Genomic DNA, 20815 nt, shown 5'->3' on the forward strand with positions numbered 1-20815 from the left:
TCAACGTCCACGCCCCGTACGGGCAACTGCCCGCACGGCTCAACGCCTCGCGGCACCAGCCCGCCGCCCGGCCCTCCGCGCTTCGGCCCGGGCTGGTTCGCCCTGGGATGATCCCGCGCGGCCTGGCCGTGTGGGTGCAGCCCGGCGAAGGCCGCGAGATCGATGCCGAGGTTTGGGCCCGGGCCGCTGAAGCGGTCCTGGCCCGGGCCCGCAAACTTGCTCCGGGGGCGGAAGTCCTCCTTTGGCCCGCCGCCGGAGCTGCAACCTCCGGTGATTCTTCCGGTCAGGAGGCTTCCGATCCGGGCGCGCCCGGCGCCGAAGCCAGCCAGCCTGTCGCCCTGGCCGGCCGACGCAGCACTGTGGCAGTGGACCTGGCCGCGAACACCGTGCTCCTCGATGGTGTCCCTGTCAGCTTCACTGCGATGGAACACAGCCTCCTCCGCTACCTCGTGGAAAACCTGTCCCGGCCCATCCCACGTGAAGAATTGCAACGCTTTCTGGAGTCACTTGACTGTCCCGGCGCGGCATTTCGGTCCATCGACGTGTATGTTGGACGCGTCCGGCGCAAGCTGGGCTCAGCCCGCCATGTCATCGCCACAGTGCGTGGAGGCGGCTACCAGTTCGTGCCCGGACCAGGCTCCACAGTCCGCGGACCAGCGGAATACTGCATCTAGGCAGCCCGTTACACCTACAGATTGATCGCCGGCCACGGCGGTTGCCCGTCAAGTCAAGGATCGCAACATGACCCAGAAACTCCTCGCCGGAACCCAGGCCCCCGATTTCGCGCTGCTTAACTCCGAAGGCCAGAAGGTCTCCCTGTCCGATTACCGCGGACGCAACGTCATCGTGTACTTCTACCCGGAAGCCGCCACCCCCGGCTGCACCACGGAGGCATGCGACTTCCGCGACAGTCTCTCCAGCCTGCAGTCCTCCGGCTACGAAGTCCTGGGCATCTCCCCCGACGCGCCGGAAAAGATCGCACGCTTCGCCGGCGACTTCTCCCTGACCTTCCCGCTCCTCTCCGACGAAGACCACGCTGTGGCCCTCGCTTACGGCGCCTGGGGCGAGAAGCTCGTGAACGGCGAAGTGGTAGACGGACTAGTCCGCTCCACCGTAGTGCTCGACGGCGAAGGCAAGGTCAAGCTGACCCAGTACCAGGTCAAGGCCCAAGGCCACGTAGCAGCCCTCAAAGCCGAACTCGGCCTGTAACGCCCGCTCACAAAGAAGCCCGACCGGCCCGACGCCCGCTCACAAACAAGGCCGACCGGGCCAAGGCCCGCTCACATGACCGGCACTTTTCGGTGTGAAGTGAGAGTGCGTTTGGGATTTGGCCGTCATAGGTGAGCGAGCATCAGGCTTTAGCGATCGCTTCTTCCAGTGCGCCAAGGACGAGCTTTACCGATGCCCTGTTGGCGTTCGGACCCATCATGCCGATCCGCCAAACGGTCGACGTAAACGCGCCCGCCCCGGAGCCGATTTCCATACTGAAGTTCTTCAGAAGGTAAGAGCGGACGGCGGCCGAGTCCACGCCGTCGGGCACTTTGACGGTGGTGAGGCTCGGCAATCGCGAGCCCTCCACGGCAAACAGCTCGAGCCCCATCGCTTCAAGGCCATCCCGCAACTCGGCTCCGGCTGCACGATGCCGCGCTTGAACAGCCGCGAGCCCCTCGGCCAAGATGCGGTCCAATCCGGCCTCAAGCCCGGCAATCATGGTCACGGGCGCCGTATGGTGATACGTCCGGCTGCCACTCGCCGCGCCAACGTATCCACCCAAAAGGCCGATATCCAGGTACCACGAACGCGGCTCTTTGATGCGCCGCTCGAACGCACGCTCGGACACTGTGAACGGGGACAAGCCAGGGGGCGCTCCCAAACACTTCTGCGTCCCGGCGTACCCGACGTCGATCCCCCAGTCGTCAGCCAGGAGTTCCAGCCCGCCGATGGATGTCACGGCGTCCACGATCAGCAGGGCGTCCCCTTTGCCGGCGCCCAAAGGCGCGACGTCGGACAGGACACCTGTGGAGGTTTCGGCATGGACGGCGGCAATAACCTTGGGATGAGGGTGCGCGGCGAGGACCCGCTCCGCGTCCACGGGCCGGCCCCATTCATGGTCTACGCGGACCACCGTGGCGCCGCAGCGCCGGGCAACCTCACACATGCGCTCCCCGAAAAGCCCGTTGACGGCAATTACCGCCACGTCGCCGTCGGACACTGTATTAACGAAGGCAGCCTCCATGCCGCCGGATCCAGTGGCACTCAACGGCAGGGTGCGGGCATTCCGGGTTCCCCACACATTTCGAAGCCCCTCGCATGTCCGGTCCAGGCGCTCTATGAAGTCCGGATCCAGATGCCCGATCACCGGATACGCCAACGCGGCGGTCACTTCCGGATAGCAATTGCTGGGACCCGGTCCGAAGAGATACCGGGAAGTCAGGACCTCTGGCATGGCGGAACTCCTTTGGCTCGTTGCTGACATTGTCCACTAGACGGCAAACGTGAGCGAGCGTTTCAGGAAACACCCCCAAACGTGAGCGAGCGTTTCAGTAAACACCCCCAAAGGTGAGCGAGCGTTTCGGGAAACACCCCCAAAGGTGAGCGAGCGTTTCAGGGAGGGCAGGGCGGGAGGTCCGTGGTGCGGTATTCTCTTGACACCACGGCAGTCATTGGATTCACTATTACGTATGCTGAAATAACAGTTCCATGATGTGGAAGACCTGAGGTGCGGAGGCGCGCAGGTCCATCCGGCAGGAATCGCCGGAGTTCCGCATAGCCAACACCATGGATGCCAGCACTCGCACGAGGAATGAACAAGCATGCAGCTTGAAGTATTCAACAGCGTGGACCGTGCGGACGCCATCGACGTCCTCCGCCCATGCCTCGACATCCAGCGCTGGGTGGAGCACATCGCAGATGCGCGCCCCTTCAGCGGCTTGGACTCCTTGCTCGATTTCGCCCGGGAAACCGCCGAGCCTTTCACGTCGGACGAAGTGGCGGCCGCGATGGCCCACCACCCCCGGATCGGCGAACGGCCCAAGGCCCAGACCACCGAAGCCGCGATGTCCCGCTCCGAACAGGCCGGCGTCGACCCCGGCGATGACGGCGTCGTCACCGCTTTGGCCGAAGGCAACCGCGAGTACGAGGCAAAGTTCGGCCGCGTCTTCCTGATCCGCGCCGCGGGCCGGACAGCCAAGGAAATCCTGGCCTCCCTCCAGGAGCGCCTGGGCCACACCGCGGAAGAAGAAGACGTCATCGTGGCTGGCCAGTTGCGCGAAATCGCACTACTGCGCCTTGCCGGCGTCATCAGCGAAACCAGCGCGAGCAACGAAGGAGTGTCCAACAAATGAGCGTTTCCCAGATAACCACCCACATCCTGGACACCGGTTCCGGACGCCCGGCGGCCGGTGTCGCCGTCGTGCTGTCAGTGCGCGACGGCGACAACTGGAGGCCCGTGGCTAGCGGCACTACCGATGCGGACGGCCGGATCAAGGACCTGGGTCCTGAGAGGGTCGACGGCGGCAGTTACCGACTGAACTTCGCAACAGGTCCGTATTACAAGGCCCAAGGCGTGGACACCTTTTTCCCTGAAGTGGACTTGAGCTTCACGGTGTCCGACGCCGGCGAGCACTACCACGTGCCGCTCCTGCTCAGCCCCTTCGCGTTCTCCACGTACCGCGGCAGCTAGTCGATAGGGGTCACGTAGGCTCCCGAGATGCCGCCGTCAACCATGAAGGTCGACGCGGTAATGAACGAGGCGTCGTCGCTTGCCAGGAAGGCGACCGCAGCGGCCAGTTCTTCGGGCTCGGCGAACCGGCCCAAGGGCACGTGGATCAGGCGGCGCGCTGCCCGCTCCGGATCGGAAGCGAAGAGTTCCTTAAGTAGAGGGGTGTTGACCGGTCCGGGGCACAGTGCGTTGATCCGCACACCCTTGCGCGCGAACTCGACGCCCAGCTCGCGGGTCATCGCCAGCACGCCGCCCTTGGAAGCGCTGTAGGAGATCTGCGAAGTTGCCGCACCCATCACTGCCACGAAGGACGCGGTGTTGATGATCGAGCCCTTGCCCTGCTCCAACATGTACGGCAGCGCGTATTTGCAGCAGTAATAGACGCTCGTCAGGTTTACCTCCTGGACCCGGCGCCAGGCATCGATTCCGGTGTCCAGGATGGAAGCGTCGTCCGGCGGCGAGATGCCGGCATTGTTGAAGGCGATATCCACGCTGCCATAGTGGCTCTTGGCCGCGGCGAAGAGGTCGATGACTTCCCGTTCGTCCGTGACGTTGACCTTCACGAAGATGCCATCGACGGCAGCCGCGGCTGCTTCTCCGGCTGCCGGATCGATATCGGCGATGACCACGTTGGCACCCTCCGAGGCGAAACGCTTTGCCGTGGCCAGGCCGATCCCGCTGCCGCCGCCGGTGATGACGGCTGTGCGGTCCTTGAGTCGGTTTGAAATGAATTCGGTCATGGTGATCTCTCCTTGAATGATGGGGCTTCCAAAGTTTGGTGGGTTCAGTGCGCGATGAAGACGTTCTTTACTTCGCTGAAGGAATCAAGCGCGTCAGGACCCAGCTCGCGGCCCAGGCCCGATTGCTTGAAGCCGCCGAACGGCGTCGAATACCGGACTGAAGAATGGGAGTTCACCGAGAGGTTTCCGGCATCCACCCCGCGGGCCACGCGCAAGGCCCGGCCAACGTCTTGGGTCCAGATGGAGCCGGAGAGACCGTATTCGGTGTCATTGGCGATCCGCACGGCGTCCGCCTCGTCGTTGAAAGGAACGACGACGACGACCGGTCCGAAGATCTCCTCACGCACCGCCGGGTCGTCGAAGGAGTCGGGGGCCAGGACTGTGGGCGGGAACCAGAAACCGGGCCCTTCGGGCACCTCGCCCTGGAAGGCTATGGGCGCGCCCGAGGGCACAAAGCCTGCGACGGTTTCCCTTTGCCGGGCGGAAATCAGGGGCCCCATGACGGTACTCTCGTCACCCGGGTCGCCGACTTTGACAGCCCGGACGGCGGCCTCCAAAAGCTCAAGAAAAGCATCGTAGGCGGACTTTTCCACCAGGATTCGGGACCTTGCACAGCAGTCCTGGCCGGCATTGTCGAACGCACCACCGGGAGCTGCTGCAGCTGCCGCCTGAAGGTCGGAGTCGGCGAACACAATGTTCGCGCTCTTGCCTCCCAATTCGAGCGTCACCCGCTTCACTTGATCAGCACAACCGGCCATGATCTGCTTGCCAACCCGGGTGGACCCGGTAAAGACGACCTTTCGCACCGCGGGGTGGGTCACGAAGCGCTCCCCCACCACGGAGCCCTTCCCCGGGATGATGGTCAGCACGCCGTCGGGCAGGCCGGCCTCGCGCGCCAACTCGCCCAGCCTCATCGCCGTCAGGGGCGTAAGTTCCGCTGGCTTGAGGACCACCGTGTTGCCTGCCGCGAGGGCCGGGGCGAAGCCCCACGCCGCGATCGGCATGGGAAAGTTCCACGGCACGATAATGCCGACAACGCCCAATGGCTCGTGGAACGTCACATCGAGGCCTCCGGCAACGGGGATCTGCCGCCCGAAGTGCCGCTCAGGGGCCGCCGAGTAGTAACTGATGACGTCACGCGCATTGCCCGCTTCCCAGCGGGCATTGCCGACCGTGTGTCCGGCATTGCGGACTTCCAGTTGTGCGAGGTTCTCCAGATCGGCGTCGACGGCGGCCGCGAACCGGCGCAAGAGCAGTGCCCGGTCCGATGGCGACACCTTCCGCCAGGTTTCAAAGGCGCCAGCCGCGCGTGCAATCAGTGCGTCGGTCTCGGCGAGGGATGCGAGTTCAACAGTTTGAAGGAATTCCTCGGTGGCCGGATTGATGATGTCAAAAGTTGTGGCACTCACGCCCAGCTCTTTTCTGTCGGTTTGAATTCCGTCGTTGGGTCGACGCGCTCAGCGCCAGGCTCGCCGTCCCGGTACCTTCTGGCAGCCTCAACGAAACCTTCAAAGAGGCGCAAGTCGGAGCGATTTTGTTCAGGGTGGAACTGAACGCCCAACGCCCAGCTTCCTTGGGTCGACTCGACGGCCTCGATCGTGCCGTCCGCCGCGTACGCCGTGACGCACAGCCCTTCGGCAACCCGGTCGAGAATCTGGTGGTGATAAACAGGCGCCGATGCCCGCTCGCCCAGGTGTTCGGCGATAATGCTCCCCGGCCGGGTACGGAACTCGACTTCGCCGTGGACCCCAGGTGCGGGTTGGTAGTTAGCCTCGGGCAGCACATCCGGCACGTGCTGGATGAGGTTTCCGCCCAAGGCCACGTTCAGGATTTGCGCGCCGCGGCAGATGGCGAACAGAGGAACCCCCTTCTCCAATGCGGCCAGCGTCAAGGCGATGTCGTGCTCGTCCCTGGCGGGCTGGCTGCGAGTGCTTGGGTGAGGCTCGGCGTCGTAATTTCCGGGGTCGACGTCGGCTCCGCCCACCACAATCAGGCCATCCACGAGGTCAAGTACGGAGGTATCCGTACCGATAGGCGGCAAAAGAAGAGGGGTGCCCCCGGCCGCCACGACGGCTTCCAAATATGTCGCCGGCAGCACCGCTGCCCGCGCATCCCAAACCCCCCATTTCGCGTCTTGCAGGTAGGTGGTCAGGGCGATCCGAGGCCGTGGGCTCGAACCTGGATCCGGGGCAGGCGTCTGATTCCGAGTCATTGCCCTACAGCCTTTCAAACCCGCGGCGTAGCTCCCAGTCCGTGATGGCGGACTCAAAAGCTGCCAGTTCGACGTCGGCGTAGTTCACGTAGTGCCGAACCACTTCCTCACCGAAGACTTCCTTGGCGATCACGGAGTTGGCGAACAGATCCCGCGCTTCCCGCATCGTCGTCGGCACGGTGGGAGCGCCCGAAGTGTAAGCGTTGCCGAGGGTTGCCGGTTCGAGTTCGAGCTCATTTTCGATTCCGTAGAGCCCGCCGGCCAGCATGGCCGACAATGCCAAATAAGGGTTGACGTCGCCACCCGGCAGCCGGTTTTCCAGCCGTGCGCTTTGGCCATGCCCTACGAGGCGCACCGAGCAGGTGCGGTTGTCGAGGCCCCAGGCGACCGCCGTCGGGGCGAACGAGCCTTTGACGAACCGCTTGTAGGAGTTGATGTTGGGAGCGTAGAAGAGCGTGAACTCCCGCATCGTCGCGAGGACTCCGGCGATGAATTGATCGTAGGTTTTGGTGCGGCCGCCGGTGGCCTTGTCCCAGAAGACCAGCTCATCGTCGAGTCCGCGCAGGGACAGGTGGATGTGGCAGGAATTGCCCTCGCGCTCGTTGGGCTTGGCCATGAAGGTGATGGATTGGCCCATGTCATGGGCGATGTCCTTGGCCGCGGTCTTGTAGACGGAATGGTTGTCCGCCGTGGTGACCACTTCGTCGTACTTGAATGCGATCTCGTGCTGTCCGAAGTTGCATTCACCCTTGGCGGATTCCACGGTCATGCCCGCCGCGTACATCTCGTTCCGGATCCTGCGAAGCAGGGGTTCCACGCGGCCGGATCCCAGGAGCGAGTAGTCCACGTTGTATTGGTTGGCAGGTGTGAGGTGCTTGTAGTCCAGGTCCCATGCCTGCTCGTAGGAGTCGTTGTAGACCACAAACTCAAGTTCGGTTCCGGCAAGTGCCTTCCAACCGCGCTCGGCCGCCTTGGCCGTCTGGCGCTTGAGCATGGCGCGGGGTGAAACGGAGACCGGAGTACCGTCGGTCATGGACAGGTCGCACTGGATCAGCGCACTCCCCTCGCGGTAGGGAAGGACGCGGATGGTGTCCAGATCCATGTCGAAGAGCATGTCTCCATAGCCCTTTTCCCACGAGGAAATGTCATAGCCATCCACGGTGTTCATTTCGGTGTCAACGGCGAGGAGGTAGTTGCAGCCTTCGGTGCCATGCTCCAGGACGGAATCCAGGAAGAATTGCGCGTGGAGGAGCTTGCCCTGCAACCTGCCCTGCATGTCGGTGAAGCCGAGAATCACGGTGTCTATGGCGCCCTCGCCAATCTGTGCCTTGAGTTGCTCAACGGTGAGCATACGGTCATTGCGAGGGTGAACTGTGTTCGAAATGTCGTTCATGGTGCTGCTCATTTCAGTAGTCCCTTGAGTAGTGCGGCAGTGGACTCGCAGTGCAATTCCATGACGCTTCGGGCCGCTGCAGGCTCGCCGTCGAGGATGGCCTGCACTATCAATCGGTGTTCTTGGTTTGAATGTTCGATATTCCGCTGCAGAAAGGGGATTTCTGCCAGGAATTCGTGGATCTTGGTCTGGATGGTGGTGCTGGCTTTGTTGAGTTCGGACGACCCCGCAACAGCGGAGAAAGCCAGGTGAAGGCGGGCGTCAGCTTGCCTGTATTCCACCGGTGAACCCGCGTTTTCAACCTCGGCCAGGGAATCGGTCAGAAGCCGGCGCTGGTCCTCGCTGAGCCGCATGGAGGCCGCCCGCTGGCAGGCCCCGGGTTCAATCACCGAGCGAAAGATGAGGATGTCGCTGATTTCCTCCTGCCGGTCCTTGTTGCCCGGACGCTCGGGCGGACGGGCGTTGCCGACCGGTTCCACGATGGTTCCGCCGCCCCTCCCGCGGACGGTCGTGACGAAACCGGCCGCGCGCAATGCGCTGATCGCTTCGCGCAGCGTGGCCCGGGAGACCTGCATGCGCTCGGCCAAGTCGCGCTCGGGCGGGAGTCGTTCGCCGGTCTTGAAGATCCCCAACTGAATTGCCGATCCCAGGTGCTCGACGCACGACTCGAAGGCCATGTGTCCGCGCACGGGCAGCAGGACCGTCTCCAACAGTGGGGATTCAATCGGTTCAACGAGGAACATGGCGACCTTCCTGGCTGGGAGGCCGCCGGCGAAGAACCGCCGGCGGCCCATTGTTGTGCTAGTTGAGCAGCTTATCTGCGTCGATTGTGAGGTGCTCCTGTTCGGCACTCGTCATGAACGTCCGACGCCCCGTGGTGTACCAAAGCACCGTGGCAAGGAGGAAGACGACCACGACGGCGATTGGCGCGTAGTTGAAGGTGTCGATGGTGATGTCTGCCACGGGCGGAAGAACGAAGAGAATCACGATGATGGCGACCCACACGATCGCGATCCAGTTGATGACGGGACTCCACTTCCCCAGGTGCCACGGACCCGGCACGAAGCTCTTGTTGAGCCTGCGGAGGAGTACGGGGGTGATGTACGCGATGTAGAGGCCAATGACGGCGACGCTCGTCACGGCAAAATACGCGGTCGTGTTGAACAGGGCAGGCGAAGCGAGCACAATGGCGCAGCCAACGCAGAGCCAGATGGAATTTGTCGGGGTGCCGCTCCGGGCGTTGACTTTGGCCCAGATGCGGGAACCCGGCAGTGCGTTGTCCCGGGAGAACGCGTAGGTCATGCGCGAATTGGCGGTCACTGACGCCATGCCGCAGAAGAACTGTGCGCCTACCACGATAGCTAACAGGAACTTCGCTACGCCGGGGTTGCCCAGTGCATCCAGGAAAATCTGCGCGGGCGGCAAGCCTGTTGACGTAGCTGCAAGGGTGGTCAGGCCGTCCTCTGAGCCGTTCGGGATCGCCGCGACGAGTGAGTACAGCAGAATCCAGCCGCCGATGATGGAGACGACGACGCTCATGACAATCCCCTTGGGGGCCGCGATGGCTGCGTTCTTGGTCTCTTCGGCAACGTGGGCCGAAGCATCGTAGCCGGTGTAGGTGTACTGGGACATGAGCAGGCCCATGAGGAAGACATACGGGCCGAAGGTGAAGCCGGTTTCGTTGTGCCACGCCGTCATGGTCCAGTTGAAGGACTGGTGGCTCGTGGGCATGATCCACAGCGCGGCCACGATGATCGCGACGCCTACAATGTGCCACCAAGCGGAGACATTGGAGAGGAAACTGACAATCTTGACGCCGAAACTGTTGAGCAGTGCGTGGATGATCATCAGGACGACGAACAGGGCAAAAGTAGCGCCGGCGGTGGGCTCGACGCCGAAAGTCAACGCGGCGAAAGCCATCATTGTTGTGGCGCAACCGAAGTCGATTGCGGCCGTGACGGCCACTTCACCGAGGAAATTGAACCAACCGACGTACCAGGCCCAGGCCCTCTTGTTGCGTTTGGCGAGCCTGCCTGCCCAGAAATACAGGCCACCGGCTGTGGGGTATCGCGAACAAACTTCGGCCATGGAGAGGGCCACGCACAGGACCAAGAGGCCAACGATTGGCCAACCCAGGTTGATGGCAGCCGGGCCGCCGGACTTGAGCGCAATGCTGAAGGAGGTGATGCAGCCAGCCAAGATTGAAATGATGGAGAACGAGACTGCGAAGTTGGAGAAGCCGGACATGCCGCGATGTAGCTCTTGCTTGTAGCCAAGCTCGGCGAGGGCCGCAGCATCTGCGTCTTGCACAGCCTGCACCTTCGCTGCCGTAGAACGATCACTCATGATTATTCTCTTTCTTAACGGAAGGGGGAACGGGCCGACACCGCTCGCATCGATAGTGACCCACTTCACACCAATCTGTCAATGGTCTGACTTCAGACCACAAACCATCCTCCTCGAAACGGTAGTCTGGAAGGCATGGTTTCTGAGGAGTCGAACATCGACGGCACGTCACAAAGCGGCACGTCACCAAACAGCACGGCGCACAACGCCAGGTCCGGGGACGGCGCTCCCGAACGCCGGGGGATCACGGTCCGCCGTGCGCCGAAGTTCGTTCCATTCATGGGCCTGGGCGGAGTGCTCGGCATCATCGTTGCAGCGTTCGTGGCCTACGGGATCCCCGGCGACGAGAGTTTCGACGCCGGCGCGGTCTTCGGGTTCTTCCTTGTGACCTTTGCCGCTGGCGGCGTGCTGCTCGGTGCCATCGCGGCCCTCGTTCTGGACAAGGTCAGCGTGCGGCGCTCCCGGCGTGCCGTCGTCGAGTCCGTACCCAATCCGACAGGGGACGAGGCCGAGGCATAGGATCCCGGTCACAATACCGCGTGGGGGAAAGTACCACGCCAACATCATGCGACAATTGACCAGTGGCACGTGGCGACGGAAAACTTTCTCATGATCTTCTCCCCGACGAAAAAGGACCTCAGGACGCTTGTGGCGTCTTCGGGGTCTGGGCGCCGGGCGAAGAAGTAGCAAAACTCACCTATTACGGGCTGTATGCGTTGCAGCACCGCGGACAAGAATCGGCTGGTATTGCTACCAGTGACGGCAAGCGCATCAATGTCTACAAGGACATGGGGCTCGTGTCCCAGGTCTTCGACGAGACAACCCTGAACACCCTGACGGGGCACCTTGCCGTCGGCCACTGCCGCTACTCCACCACCGGAGCAAGCCATTGGGCAAACGCACAGCCCACCCTGGGCGCAACCGCCACCGGCACCGTTGCCCTCGCGCACAACGGCAACCTGACCAACACTGCCGAGCTCCGGGAAATGATCCTCGAGCTCAATGGCGGTCAGTTGACCGGCGAAATGAAGCAGGGCAACACCTCGGACACCGCCCTGGTCACCGCGCTCCTCGAGGGCGAAGAGGGCAAGACCCTTGAACAGACCGCTCTTGAGCTGCTTCCCAAGATCCGAGGCGGCTTCTGCTTCGTGTTCATGGACGAAGGAACGCTCTACGCCGCCCGCGATACTTTCGGCATCCGTCCCCTGTGCCTTGGCCGCCTTGAGCGCGGCTGGGTTGTCGCCTCGGAACAGTCCGCCCTGGCAACCGTCGGTGCGAGCTTCATCCGCGAGATCGAACCCGGAGAGTTCATCGCCATTGACGAGAACGGCGTCCGTTCCCAGCGTTTCGCGGAAGCGACGCCGGCGGGTTGCGTTTTCGAGTACGTCTACCTTGCGCGCCCCGACGCTTCGATTGCCGGGCGCTCGGTGTACGAGTCCCGTGTGGAGATGGGCCGCCAGTTGGCCCGCGAAAACACCCAGGTAGCGGACATCGTCATCCCCGTCCCCGAATCCGGAACCCCCGCAGCGGTCGGCTACGCCGAGGAATCCGGCATCCCGTTCGCGCACGGCTTCGTCAAGAACTCCTACGTGGGCCGTACGTTCATCCAGCCCTCGCAGACCCTGCGCCAGCTCGGCATCCGGCTCAAGCTCAACGCCCTCGAATCCGTGATCCGCGGCAAGCGCGTGGTGGTGGTGGATGACTCGATCGTCCGCGGCAACACCCAGCGTGCCATCGTCCGGATGCTCCGCGAGGCCGGCGCCGCAGCCGTCCACATCAAGATCTCCTCCCCACCGGTCCAGTGGCCCTGCTTCTACGGCATCGACTTCGCGTCCCGCGCTGAACTGATCGCCAACGGCGCCACTATCGAGGAAATCTCCCACGCCATTGGAGCGGATTCGCTGGCGTACATTTCCGAAGACGGCATGATCGGAGCCACCCAGCAGCCCCGGGAACGCCTCTGTACTGCCTGCTTCACAGGCCGGTATCCCATCGAACTCCCGGGTTCGGACAAACTGGGCAAGAACCTCCTGGAGCGCACCGACCTCGGCGGGCTGCCGACGTCGGGCATCTCCGCCGAAGCCGCGACCGCGGACTCGGACGACCCGGCCAACAAGCCCGGAGCCACGGGCTGCGATCCCGGACCCGACGCCGAGTTTGAGAACCTGCTGACCGACGCCGATAAGAAAGAGTCTGTATGACCTCCGCTTCCTCCGCCGCTGAGAACACAACCGGCATCACCTACGCGTCTGCCGGCGTCGACGTCGAAGCGGGCGACCGCGCCGTCGAACTCATGAAGGACGCCGTCAAGGCGACCCACAACAGCTCGGTCCTCGGCGGCGTCGGCGGTTTCGCCGGCCTGTACGACGTCTCCAAGCTGCTCACCTACAAGAGGCCGCTGCTGGCCACGTCCACTGACGGCGTCGGCACCAAGGTGGCCATCGCCCAGGCCATGGACATCCACGACACGATCGGCTTCGACCTGGTCGGCATGGTGGTGGACGACATCGTGGTGGTCGGCGCAGAGCCGCTCTTCATGACCGACTACATTGCGTGCGGCAAGGTTGTGCCCGAGCGCATCGCGGACATCGTCCGCGGCATCGCGGCCGCCTGTTCCGTGGCGGGCACCGCCCTGGTGGGTGGCGAAACCGCTGAGCACCCGGGCCTGCTGGGTGAGCACGAGTACGACGTCGCCGGTGCAGCTACCGGTGTTGTCGAAGCCGACTCCCTTCTTGGCCCGGACCGCGTCCGCGCCGGCGACGTCGTGATCGGCATGGCCTCCTCGGGCCTGCACTCCAACGGCTACTCCCTGGTCCGCCGCGTGATCAACCACGCCGGCTGGGCCCTGGACCGCCAGGTCTCCGAACTCGGCCGCACCCTGGGCGAAGAACTGCTGGAGCCCACCCGGGTCTACGCGGCCGACTGCCTGGACCTCGCCCGCGCCTTCCCGGTCAGCGGCCCGGGTGCCGCGCCCGGCGCCGTGCACGGCTTCAGCCACGTCACCGGCGGAGGCCTAGCAGCCAACCTGGCCCGCGTCCTGCCGCAGGGCCTCGTGGCCACGGTTGACCGCGCCACGTGGGAACTGCCGCCCATCTTCAAGCTTGTTTCGGAGCTCGGCAATGTTCCGCTGGCCGACCTGGAGCGCACGCTCAACCTCGGCGTCGGCATGGTGGCCATCGTCTCGCCCGAAATCGCCGACGCCGCAGCGGCCCGCCTCAACGAACGCGGCCTCCCGTCGTGGGTCATGGGTACCGTGGCTGCGGACTCCGATTCGATCATGAAGAGCGGCCCGGACTACGTCCAAGGCGCAAAGGGCGTCGACGGCGGCGCCGTGCGCCTCGTGAACGCCTACGCCTAAGGGTTCTTAACGCAAACGAGTGCCCACCCAATTGCCGATCCGGCAGTTGGGTGGGCACTCGATTTGTTTAGGCGTTTTCGCCGGCCATCACGCTGAAGGCTGCTCCGGCGGGATCGCCGAGAACTGCCATGCGGCCGACACCCGGGACATCGAAGGCAGGCGCGAAGACCTGGGCTCCGAGTTCCACGGCCTTAGCCACGGATTCATTGACGTCGGCGACGTTGAAGTAGGTCATCCAGAACGGCGGCATACCCTCCATGGGCTGCTTCATGGCGCCGGCCACGGACTTCCCGTCCACCACGAACTGGGTGTATTCCTGCAGATCGCCGGCCGCGGCCGTCTCGCAGGAGCATCCCGTCACGGATTCGTAGAAGGCCACGGCCTTGGGGACGTCGTTTGTCTGCAGCTCGCTCCAGACCACCGTGCCCGGTTCATTGACCAGGCCGGCGCCGTGGTGGTTTCCGGCCTCCCAGAAACCAATCTGCGCACCCGTCGGATCGGCGGCGAAGAACATCCGTCCGCTCCCGTTGGGGACGCTGTCCGGCGGGAAGATGATTTTGCCGCCGGCCGCCGCCGCGCGCTCAGCGGCCTCATCGACCGAATCGACGGCGAGGTAGTTGGCCCAGAAGGACGGTACACCGGCCGCAGCCATGTCCGGCATCTGCTGCATCATGCCCGCTACATAGCGGTCCTGCAGCTTGGCCATGTAGTAGGTGCCGCCGTTGCCGGCGTCCATTGCGTCCAATTCCCAGCCGAACAGATCGCCATAGAAGGCCTTGGAAGCCTCAATGTCCGACGACGACAGGTCCACCCAACACGGAGTTCCCTGCTTGTAGCTATCAACCTGCGGCATTGCTGTCCCTTCGTTGAGTAGCTGGCTTACGCCAGCGGATACCACGTTCAAAGTAGTACGGGGGTCTGACACTGACAACAGCCAGCGGGCGCGGGCCCCAGGAATCTTCTACGCGTGAACAGTCCGGCCCGTGAAAGCGACCAGGCGCTCCAGGCTGGATGACGTCTCGGCGACTTCCTGGGCCGGGGCGAAGCTGCCGCTTGCGCGGACCTGCTCGCTGATGGTGTTCTGCGCGAGGACCTCGACGTAGTCGGTGAGCTCATCTGCCACCGACACCTCGAGGCCCAGGGCCTTGGAGAAGTCCCAAGCGTGGACCAGGAACTCGAGGTTGAGGATGGAGGCGACCATCGTGGCCGGTAGCTCTGCGAAGCCCATGTCGATGGTGCCGTCGAGGCCGCGGCGGTAGAAAGCTTCCAGCGTGGGCTGGGCGAGGTCGGCGATGCGCGCCTCAGGCGACTTTCCGGCGTCGTCGGCCACGTCGGCACCCAAGGCCTTGGCGATGCCGCCAATGGATCCGGCAAGGTGGTCAAGCAACTGCGAGACGTTGAAGGCGGCGCACGGAGTCTGGGTCTGCGCGTCGGCTTCGGTGACGTGCGCCAGAACGCGCTGCACGATGGCAAGCGTGGCGTCCGCAGAAGTGAGTTCGTTGAGATCGGCAGGAGCTGCGGCCCATTCGTCGGCACCGGCGTCGCCCGTGGAGGCCTCGGCGAGGAGACGGTCGAGGTAGTGGTTCCAGCCCTCGGAGTGGGCGGCGACGGCTTCCGGCGTCGGAAGGCCTTCGTGCACCAGGCGCATGGTGGTCCCACCGTCGGCAGGCTCAAGGGTGATGGCCACGGTGGAAACGTTGTCCGCCGGGGCCTCAGGCTGCTCCCAGCCCCACGTGAAGACGACGCGCTTGCCCGGCTCGATTTCAGTGAACGTTCCGGCCGCGTGGTGACCGGGGGTGATTGTCCAGCGGTACTCGCCGCCTACCTTGAGGTCGACACGGGCGGCAACGGTCTGCCAGCGGCGAAGGCGTGCAGGCTGCGTGATGAGTTCGAACGCCTCGTCGACGTTGAGGGGAAGAAGGACGGTCTTGTCGTAAATCATGGTGATTCCTCTGTTGTTTGAAGTCGGTCGGTGGTGAAGTTGTGGGCGTCAGCGAGGAGCATGTCCAGCTCAGCGGTCCAGAACTGCTCAAAAAGCATCCGTAGTTCCCTCATGCCGGCATTGTCCAAGCGGTAGAAGCGGTTGCGTCCTTCTTTGCGGGCAGCAACGAGGCCTACCTGCTCCAGCAACAGCAAGTGCTGAGAGATGGCGGATCTGCTTACCGTGAATTCGCCAGCCAGCTCCGTCACGGTGCGCTCACCCGCCGCAAGCATGTGCAACAGACGCCGCCTGTTCGGCTCCGCGGCAACTTCCAGTCGGTCGAGCATGCTTAATACGTTAGCCGTCGCTAACGCATTCTGTCAACAACTTTCGAGAGCGCACTATCAACAGCAACGCGGCATCAGCGAGGACTGACCGGCAAAAGGGCACGAAAAAGGCCCGTAGGGTGCGCCAATATGGCGCGCCCTACGGGCTCTGCTTTTCGGGAGGCATCCGGGGATGCCAGATGACTTCGTGTACGACGGCGGTACGCAACTCGATGCCGAAAGGCACCTGATTGTTGCTACAGCTAAACGATACGGCGGGTGTCTACCTCGTCGTCATCGTCTTCCAAGTCCTGTGCGTACTTGTCCTCGTAAGCCGAGTAGTCCGGCTCCGGCGGATCATCCGCAAATCGGCTCGTCGCACGACTTGATGGCCCAGTCAGCTCCCGCTGAAGGGCCGAATAGTCAGTGTTCGGGGAGTAGTACTTGATGTCCCGAGCCTGCTTGGTAGCTTTTGCCTTTTGACGGCCGCGCCCCATGGCGTGACCCCCTTTTGTACTTGGACCGGAGGTGGTCACCTTGGCGATCGGTGAGGCCCCGGAATGTTTGGTCAATTTGTCGTATGTCTAGATTACATGCTTTCTGGAGCAACTGCGTGCCACGACCTTCGCGAAAGCAGCGTCACAGTTCCACCTGGCAAGTACCTCCATTCGTTGGCATGAAAAACTTGGGTAGAGTCGCCCTCATATCGGGCCGCACGCATGAAAGGCAGCAAACTCAGACATGGGCCAGGACAACACGATCCCGGGCAACAACGGTACAGGCGACAACGAGTCGCCGGTAGACCCTGCTTCAGGGACCCTGCGGACAGCCCTGGACGCCATAACGCGGTATCGGCTCATCATTGGCGGCATCGTGCTGGCTGTATTGGTCCTCATCGGGGTAGTGATCTGGGTCCTCGTTGGAGCCCTCGCCAACCGTCCTGTGGCCGCGCCCGCTCCCGCGCCGGCCACGTCCACCAGCCGCGGCCCGCTCCCGGCGGATGTCGAGGCAAAGGACTACCAGCTCGGCGATTGCTTCGCCGATTTCGACTCCAACGCCACCAAGTCAAAGGTGGTGGACTGCACTACCGACCATTCGGCCCAGCTGGGCGCCATCTTCCGGTACAAGGCTGACGACACGTTCCCCGGTGCCAACGCCTTGCGCGACAAAGGCCGCGAAATCTGCCGTGACGTGATGCTCAACGAGGCCTCCACCAAGTACGCGCTCCTGCAGCAGAACGTGTACCCGAGCGCCACCAGCTGGGACAACGGTGACCGCCGCGTGGACTGCTTCATCGTGGTGAACTCGGGAAACACGCTCAAGGAGTCCGTGCTGCAAAAGTAGTTCCGGCGGCTTCGGTTAGTTCTTCCGCCTCACGCTCAGGCCGCTACCCGCCGGGGCTCCGCCGTCGGGACCCGTCAAAGCTTCGAGGCCCTCGATGGTGAGTTCGTCGACGTCGGCCGCGGTGTCCACGAGCACGGTGTCGCCGTCCACGATCTCTCCTGCGAGGATCTCCTTGGCCAGGCGGTCGCCGATCTCGCGTTGAACCAGCCTTCGCAATGGACGGGCGCCGTAGGCGGGATCGTAACCTGACATCGCGAGCCAGGCCCGGGCTCCGTCGCTGACCTCAAGGGTGAGCCGGCGGTCGTGCAGCCGCTCGGTCAGCTCGTTCACGTGCAGCTCCACGATCCTGGCGAGCTCGTCCACGCTGAGCGGATCGAACAGCACAATCTCATCGAGCCGGTTGAGGAACTCCGGCTTGAAGGAGGCGTTGACCACGGCCATGACCGCATTTCGCTTCGCAGTGGCGTCAAGGGTCGGATCCACGAGGAACTGGCTGCCCGAGTTGGAGGTCAGCACCAGGATGGTGTTCCGGAAGTCCACGGTGCGGCCCTGCCCGTCGGTGAGGCGACCGTCGTCGAGCACTTGCAGGAGGATGTCAAACACCTCCGGGTGGGCCTTCTCCACCTCGTCGAGCAGGATCACGGAGTACGGGCGGCGGCGGACCGCTTCGGTGAGCTGGCCGCCTTCCTCGTAGCCCACGTATCCGGGAGGGGCACCGACCAGCCGGGCCACGGAGTGCTTCTCCCCGTACTCGGACATGTCGATCCGCACCATGGCGCGTTCGTCGTCGAACAGGAAGTCAGCGAGCGCCTTCGCGAGCTCGGTTTTGCCGACGCCCGTGGGGCCCAGGAACAGGAACGAACCCGTGGGGCGGTTGGGATCGCTGATGCCCGCACGGGCGCGGCGGACCGCGTCGGAAACGGCGGCCACAGCCTTGGACTGGCCGATCAGGCGCTTTCCGATCTCCTCTTCCATATGCAGCAGCTTCTGGGATTCTCCCTGCAGCATCCGGCCGGCGGGGATCCCGGTCCAGGCCGAAATGACCTCGGCGATATCATCAGCCGTGACTTCCTCCGCGACCATCAGTGCGGGCTTCGCTTCGCCCCGCGCTTCGCGGGCCGACTCTTCCTGGGCTGCTGCGCTGAGCTCGCGCTCCAACGCGGGCAGTTCGCCGTAGAGAATGCGCGAGGCAGCTTCAAGGTCTCCTTCGCGCTGGTACTTTTCGGCGGCCGAACGCAGTTCGTCGATTTTCGCCTTGAGGTCGCCGACACGGTTGAGCCCGGCCTTCTCGGCTTCCCAACGGGCGTTCAGCGCCGACAGGGCTTCTTGCTTGTCCGCCTTGTCCGCGCGGAGGGCTGCGAGGCGTTCCACCGAGGCGGCGTCAGTCTCCCGGGCGAGGGCCAGCTCCTCCATGGTGAGGCGGTCCACGGCCCGGCGAAGCTGGTCGATTTCCTCGGGAGCCGAGTCGATTTCCATGCGCAGACGGGATGCGGCCTCGTCCACGAGGTCGATCGCCTTGTCCGGCAGCTGACGGCCCGAGATATAGCGGTTGGAGAGCGTAGCGGCAGCCACGAGGGCAGAGTCTGCGATCGCTACCTTGTGGTGGGCCTCGTAGCGCTCCTTCAGGCCGCGGAGGATCCCGATAGTGTCCTCCACGCTCGGCTCACCCACGAAGACCTGCTGGAAGCGGCGTTCCAGGGCGGGGTCCTTCTCGACATTTTCGCGGTACTCGTCCAGGGTGGTGGCGCCGATGAGCCGCAGCTCGCCGCGAGCCAGCATTGGCTTGAGCATATTGCCGGCGTCCATGGCACTTTCGCCCGTGGCACCAGCGCCCACCACGGTGTGGATTTCGTCGATGAACGTGACGATCTGACCGTTGGAGTTCTTGATCTCCTCCAGCACGGCCTTGAGCCGTTCCTCGAATTCGCCGCGGTACTTCGCGCCGGCCACCATTGAAGCGAGGTCCAGCGCAATCAGCGTCTTGCCGCGCAGGCTTTCCGGGACGTCCCCGGCCACCATGCGCTGGGCGAGCCCTTCGACGACGGCGGTCTTGCCGACGCCGGGTTCCCCGATGAGCACCGGGTTGTTCTTGGTGCGACGGCTCAGCACCTGGACGACCCGCCGGATTTCGCTGTCCCGTCCGATCACGGGATCCAGTTTGCCGGAGCGCGCCACGGCAGTGAGGTCGGTGCCGTATTTCTCGAGCGCTTGGAAGGTATTTTCCGGGTCTTGTGAGGTGACTTTCCGGTCGCCACGGACACCTGGCAGGGCGGCGAGGAGCGCTTCGTGGGAGGCACCGGCGTCGCGCAGTAGCTTCCCCACGGCGTCGCTACCGGCGGAGAGCCCCAAAAGGAGGTGCTCAGTGGACACGAAGGAGTCGCCGAGTTTCTCGGCCTCGTTCTGGGCGGCCTGGATAGCCTGCAGGGAAGGACGGGAAAGCTGCGCTTGCTGCACGGAACTGCCCGACGACGACGGCAGGGCCTTGATCGCCGAACTCGCCTGCACGCTCACGGCATCCGGGTCCGCTCCAGTGGCGCGCAAAAGCGCCACGGCGACGCCCTCGCGCTGGTCCATGAGTGCTTTGAGCAGGTGTGCCGGCTCTACCTGCGGATTTCCGGCGGTGGAGGCGTTCATGGCCGCCGCGGAAAGAGCCTCCTGGCTCTTGGTAGTGAATTTGACGTCCATGGAAGAGCTCCTTTCGGGAGTAGACTGTTTCTCAAAGTTGAGTCTACTATGCTCAACTTTGCGAAATTGTCTGTCCTGCTCCATGTTTGCCCACGGCGAAACTGCTGTCCATAGCCTTCCCGGCTTACCTTGAAAAGGCCCTCGCTGTTTCCGACCCGCGGCCCTAGGATCAGGTGTGACCGGGTGGAACACCCCCTGGCGAGCATGAGAAAAAGGACACGCAATGAAGAAGTTCGTAGTTCTCTACAATGCACCGCAATCGGCGGAATCGGCCATGGCTGAGAGCACCCCCGAAGCAGCAGCCGAAGGCATGAAGCTGTGGATGGACTGGGCCGCGAAGGCTGGAGACGGGATTGCCGATCTTGGCACGCCCCTTGGAGGCGGCAAGGTGGTCGGGAACTCCGGAGTGTCCGATGTGGAGACCGGCGTGGCCGGTTACAGCGTCCTGCAGGCCGAGGACATGGACGGCGCCCTGAAGCTCCTCGAAGGCCACCCGCATTTCCTTATGGCACCCGAAGCCTCGCTCACCGTCTACGAAGCGCTCGACATCCCGGGCATGTAGCACCCCACCCGCTCGGCACCCGCCGCGGCACCCGTCGCGGCACCCGTCGCGGCACCCGTCGTCGAAAACGTGGGTGCGGGCCGCGCGCTGCGTACCGGAACGCAGCGCTCGGCCCCCACCCCACCACCCCCCCCAACGCCCTTACAAATTGCAAATGCACCCCAAAAAAGAAAAAACCAATGGCAGGTAACCCCCCCCCCCCACCCC

21 protein-coding genes are annotated in these 20815 nt (G+C 63.8%); 9 read left to right on the forward strand and 12 right to left on the reverse strand.

Annotated elements, in window-relative coordinates; translation table 11 throughout:
* Nucleotides 1-107: 107 nt before the first annotated feature.
* Nucleotides 108-674, forward strand: coding sequence for a winged helix-turn-helix domain-containing protein (locus tag AB0323_RS22350; RefSeq protein ID WP_366179302.1), 567 nt, complete (start codon nucleotides 108-110; stop codon nucleotides 672-674).
* A gap of 67 nt (nucleotides 675-741) precedes the next feature.
* Nucleotides 742-1209, forward strand: a complete 468-nt coding sequence (bcp, locus tag AB0323_RS22355) for a thioredoxin-dependent thiol peroxidase (protein ID WP_284983164.1) — start codon at nucleotides 742-744, stop codon at nucleotides 1207-1209.
* 142 nt (nucleotides 1210-1351) lie between these two features.
* Here bcp and AB0323_RS22360 read toward each other — a convergent pair whose 3' ends face one another.
* Nucleotides 1352-2446, reverse strand: coding sequence for an aminotransferase class V-fold PLP-dependent enzyme (locus tag AB0323_RS22360; RefSeq protein ID WP_366179288.1), 1095 nt, complete (start codon nucleotides 2444-2446; stop codon nucleotides 1352-1354).
* Between the two features lie 367 nt (nucleotides 2447-2813).
* Between AB0323_RS22360 and uraD the strand changes: the two genes are divergently transcribed.
* On the forward strand, nucleotides 2814-3344 hold the full coding sequence (gene uraD / locus AB0323_RS22365; protein ID WP_364541827.1) for a 2-oxo-4-hydroxy-4-carboxy-5-ureidoimidazoline decarboxylase: 531 nt from the start codon (nucleotides 2814-2816) through the stop codon (nucleotides 3342-3344).
* Entirely contained in the window at nucleotides 3341-3682 is a 342-nt protein-coding gene (uraH, locus tag AB0323_RS22370; RefSeq protein ID WP_364541830.1) for a hydroxyisourate hydrolase, read from the forward strand. Before uraD ends, uraH begins: the two co-directional genes overlap by 4 nt.
* On the opposite strand, the gene AB0323_RS22375 is transcribed toward uraH, so the two are convergent.
* Genes AB0323_RS22375 through AB0323_RS22400 form a run of 6 tightly spaced genes read right to left on the reverse strand, consistent with a single transcriptional unit; the run spans nucleotide 3679 to nucleotide 10412 of the window.
* On the reverse strand, nucleotides 3679-4449 hold the full coding sequence (locus tag AB0323_RS22375) for a 3-oxoacyl-ACP reductase (RefSeq protein ID WP_366179303.1): 771 nt from the start codon (nucleotides 4447-4449) through the stop codon (nucleotides 3679-3681). The genes uraH and AB0323_RS22375 overlap by 4 nt on opposite strands.
* Nucleotides 4450-4505: 56 nt before the next feature.
* A complete protein-coding gene (locus AB0323_RS22380; RefSeq protein WP_366179289.1) occupies nucleotides 4506-5870 on the reverse strand; it encodes an aldehyde dehydrogenase family protein in 1365 nt (454 codons plus the stop codon).
* A complete protein-coding gene (locus tag AB0323_RS22385) occupies nucleotides 5867-6673 on the reverse strand; it encodes a gamma-glutamyl-gamma-aminobutyrate hydrolase family protein (RefSeq protein ID WP_366179290.1) in 807 nt (268 codons plus the stop codon). The genes AB0323_RS22380 and AB0323_RS22385 overlap by 4 nt, the downstream gene beginning before the upstream one ends.
* 4 nt (nucleotides 6674-6677) lie before the next feature.
* A complete protein-coding gene (locus tag AB0323_RS22390) occupies nucleotides 6678-8078 on the reverse strand; it encodes a glutamine synthetase family protein (RefSeq protein ID WP_366179291.1) in 1401 nt (466 codons plus the stop codon).
* Nucleotides 8075-8809 carry an FCD domain-containing protein gene (locus AB0323_RS22395; RefSeq protein WP_366179292.1) on the reverse strand — a complete coding sequence of 245 codons (735 nt, stop codon included), beginning with the start codon at nucleotides 8807-8809 and terminating at the stop codon, nucleotides 8075-8077. Before AB0323_RS22395 ends, AB0323_RS22390 begins: the two co-directional genes overlap by 4 nt.
* Nucleotides 8810-8867: 58 nt before the next feature.
* Nucleotides 8868-10412 (reverse strand): amino acid permease, encoded by a 1545-nt coding sequence (locus tag AB0323_RS22400; RefSeq protein WP_366179293.1) that lies wholly within the window; start codon nucleotides 10410-10412, stop codon nucleotides 8868-8870.
* A 135-nt stretch (nucleotides 10413-10547) separates the two neighbouring features.
* Here AB0323_RS22400 and AB0323_RS22405 point away from each other — a divergent pair, with 135 nt between their 5' ends.
* The 3 genes from AB0323_RS22405 (at nucleotide 10548) to purM (ending at nucleotide 13770) form a co-directional block, all read left to right on the forward strand.
* A complete protein-coding gene (locus AB0323_RS22405; protein WP_366179294.1) occupies nucleotides 10548-10931 on the forward strand; it encodes a hypothetical protein in 384 nt (127 codons plus the stop codon).
* Between the two features lie 62 nt (nucleotides 10932-10993).
* The gene (gene purF / locus AB0323_RS22410; RefSeq protein ID WP_364541849.1) at nucleotides 10994-12613 is read left to right on the forward strand and encodes an amidophosphoribosyltransferase; all 1620 of its coding nucleotides are present in this window, start codon (nucleotides 10994-10996) and stop codon (nucleotides 12611-12613) included.
* Entirely contained in the window at nucleotides 12610-13770 is a 1161-nt protein-coding gene (gene purM, locus AB0323_RS22415) for a phosphoribosylformylglycinamidine cyclo-ligase (RefSeq protein WP_366179295.1), read from the forward strand. The genes purF and purM overlap by 4 nt, the downstream gene beginning before the upstream one ends.
* Nucleotides 13771-13837: 67 nt before the next feature.
* Here purM and AB0323_RS22420 read toward each other — a convergent pair whose 3' ends face one another.
* From AB0323_RS22420 to AB0323_RS22435, 4 genes are all read right to left on the reverse strand, one after another.
* Nucleotides 13838-14623 (reverse strand): VOC family protein, encoded by a 786-nt coding sequence (locus AB0323_RS22420; protein ID WP_366179296.1) that lies wholly within the window; start codon nucleotides 14621-14623, stop codon nucleotides 13838-13840.
* Nucleotides 14624-14731: 108 nt separating this feature from the next.
* Nucleotides 14732-15712, reverse strand: coding sequence for a TIGR03086 family metal-binding protein (locus tag AB0323_RS22425; RefSeq protein ID WP_366179297.1), 981 nt, complete (start codon nucleotides 15710-15712; stop codon nucleotides 14732-14734).
* Entirely contained in the window at nucleotides 15709-16038 is a 330-nt protein-coding gene (locus AB0323_RS22430) for a metalloregulator ArsR/SmtB family transcription factor (protein ID WP_366179298.1), read from the reverse strand. Before AB0323_RS22430 ends, AB0323_RS22425 begins: the two co-directional genes overlap by 4 nt.
* 242 nt (nucleotides 16039-16280) lie before the next feature.
* Entirely contained in the window at nucleotides 16281-16514 is a 234-nt protein-coding gene (locus AB0323_RS22435) for a DUF3073 domain-containing protein (protein ID WP_364541860.1), read from the reverse strand.
* 244 nt (nucleotides 16515-16758) lie between these two features.
* On the opposite strand from AB0323_RS22435, the gene AB0323_RS22440 reads away from it, so the two are divergent.
* Nucleotides 16759-17361, forward strand: coding sequence for a septum formation family protein (locus tag AB0323_RS22440; protein WP_366179299.1), 603 nt, complete (start codon nucleotides 16759-16761; stop codon nucleotides 17359-17361).
* A gap of 15 nt (nucleotides 17362-17376) precedes the next feature.
* On the opposite strand, the gene clpB is transcribed toward AB0323_RS22440, so the two are convergent.
* Nucleotides 17377-20046: an ATP-dependent chaperone ClpB gene (gene clpB, locus AB0323_RS22445; RefSeq protein ID WP_366179300.1), complete on the reverse strand. Its 2670-nt coding sequence runs from the start codon at nucleotides 20044-20046 to the stop codon at nucleotides 17377-17379.
* Nucleotides 20047-20269: 223 nt separating this feature from the next.
* Between clpB and AB0323_RS22450 the strand changes: the two genes are divergently transcribed.
* The gene (locus tag AB0323_RS22450; protein ID WP_366179301.1) at nucleotides 20270-20608 is read left to right on the forward strand and encodes a hypothetical protein; all 339 of its coding nucleotides are present in this window, start codon (nucleotides 20270-20272) and stop codon (nucleotides 20606-20608) included.
* The last annotated feature ends 207 nt before the right edge of the window (nucleotides 20609-20815 follow it).

The sequence above is a fragment of the Arthrobacter sp. NPDC080031 genome (assembly GCF_040702485.1).
Lineage (GTDB): Bacteria > Actinomycetota > Actinomycetes > Actinomycetales > Micrococcaceae > Arthrobacter.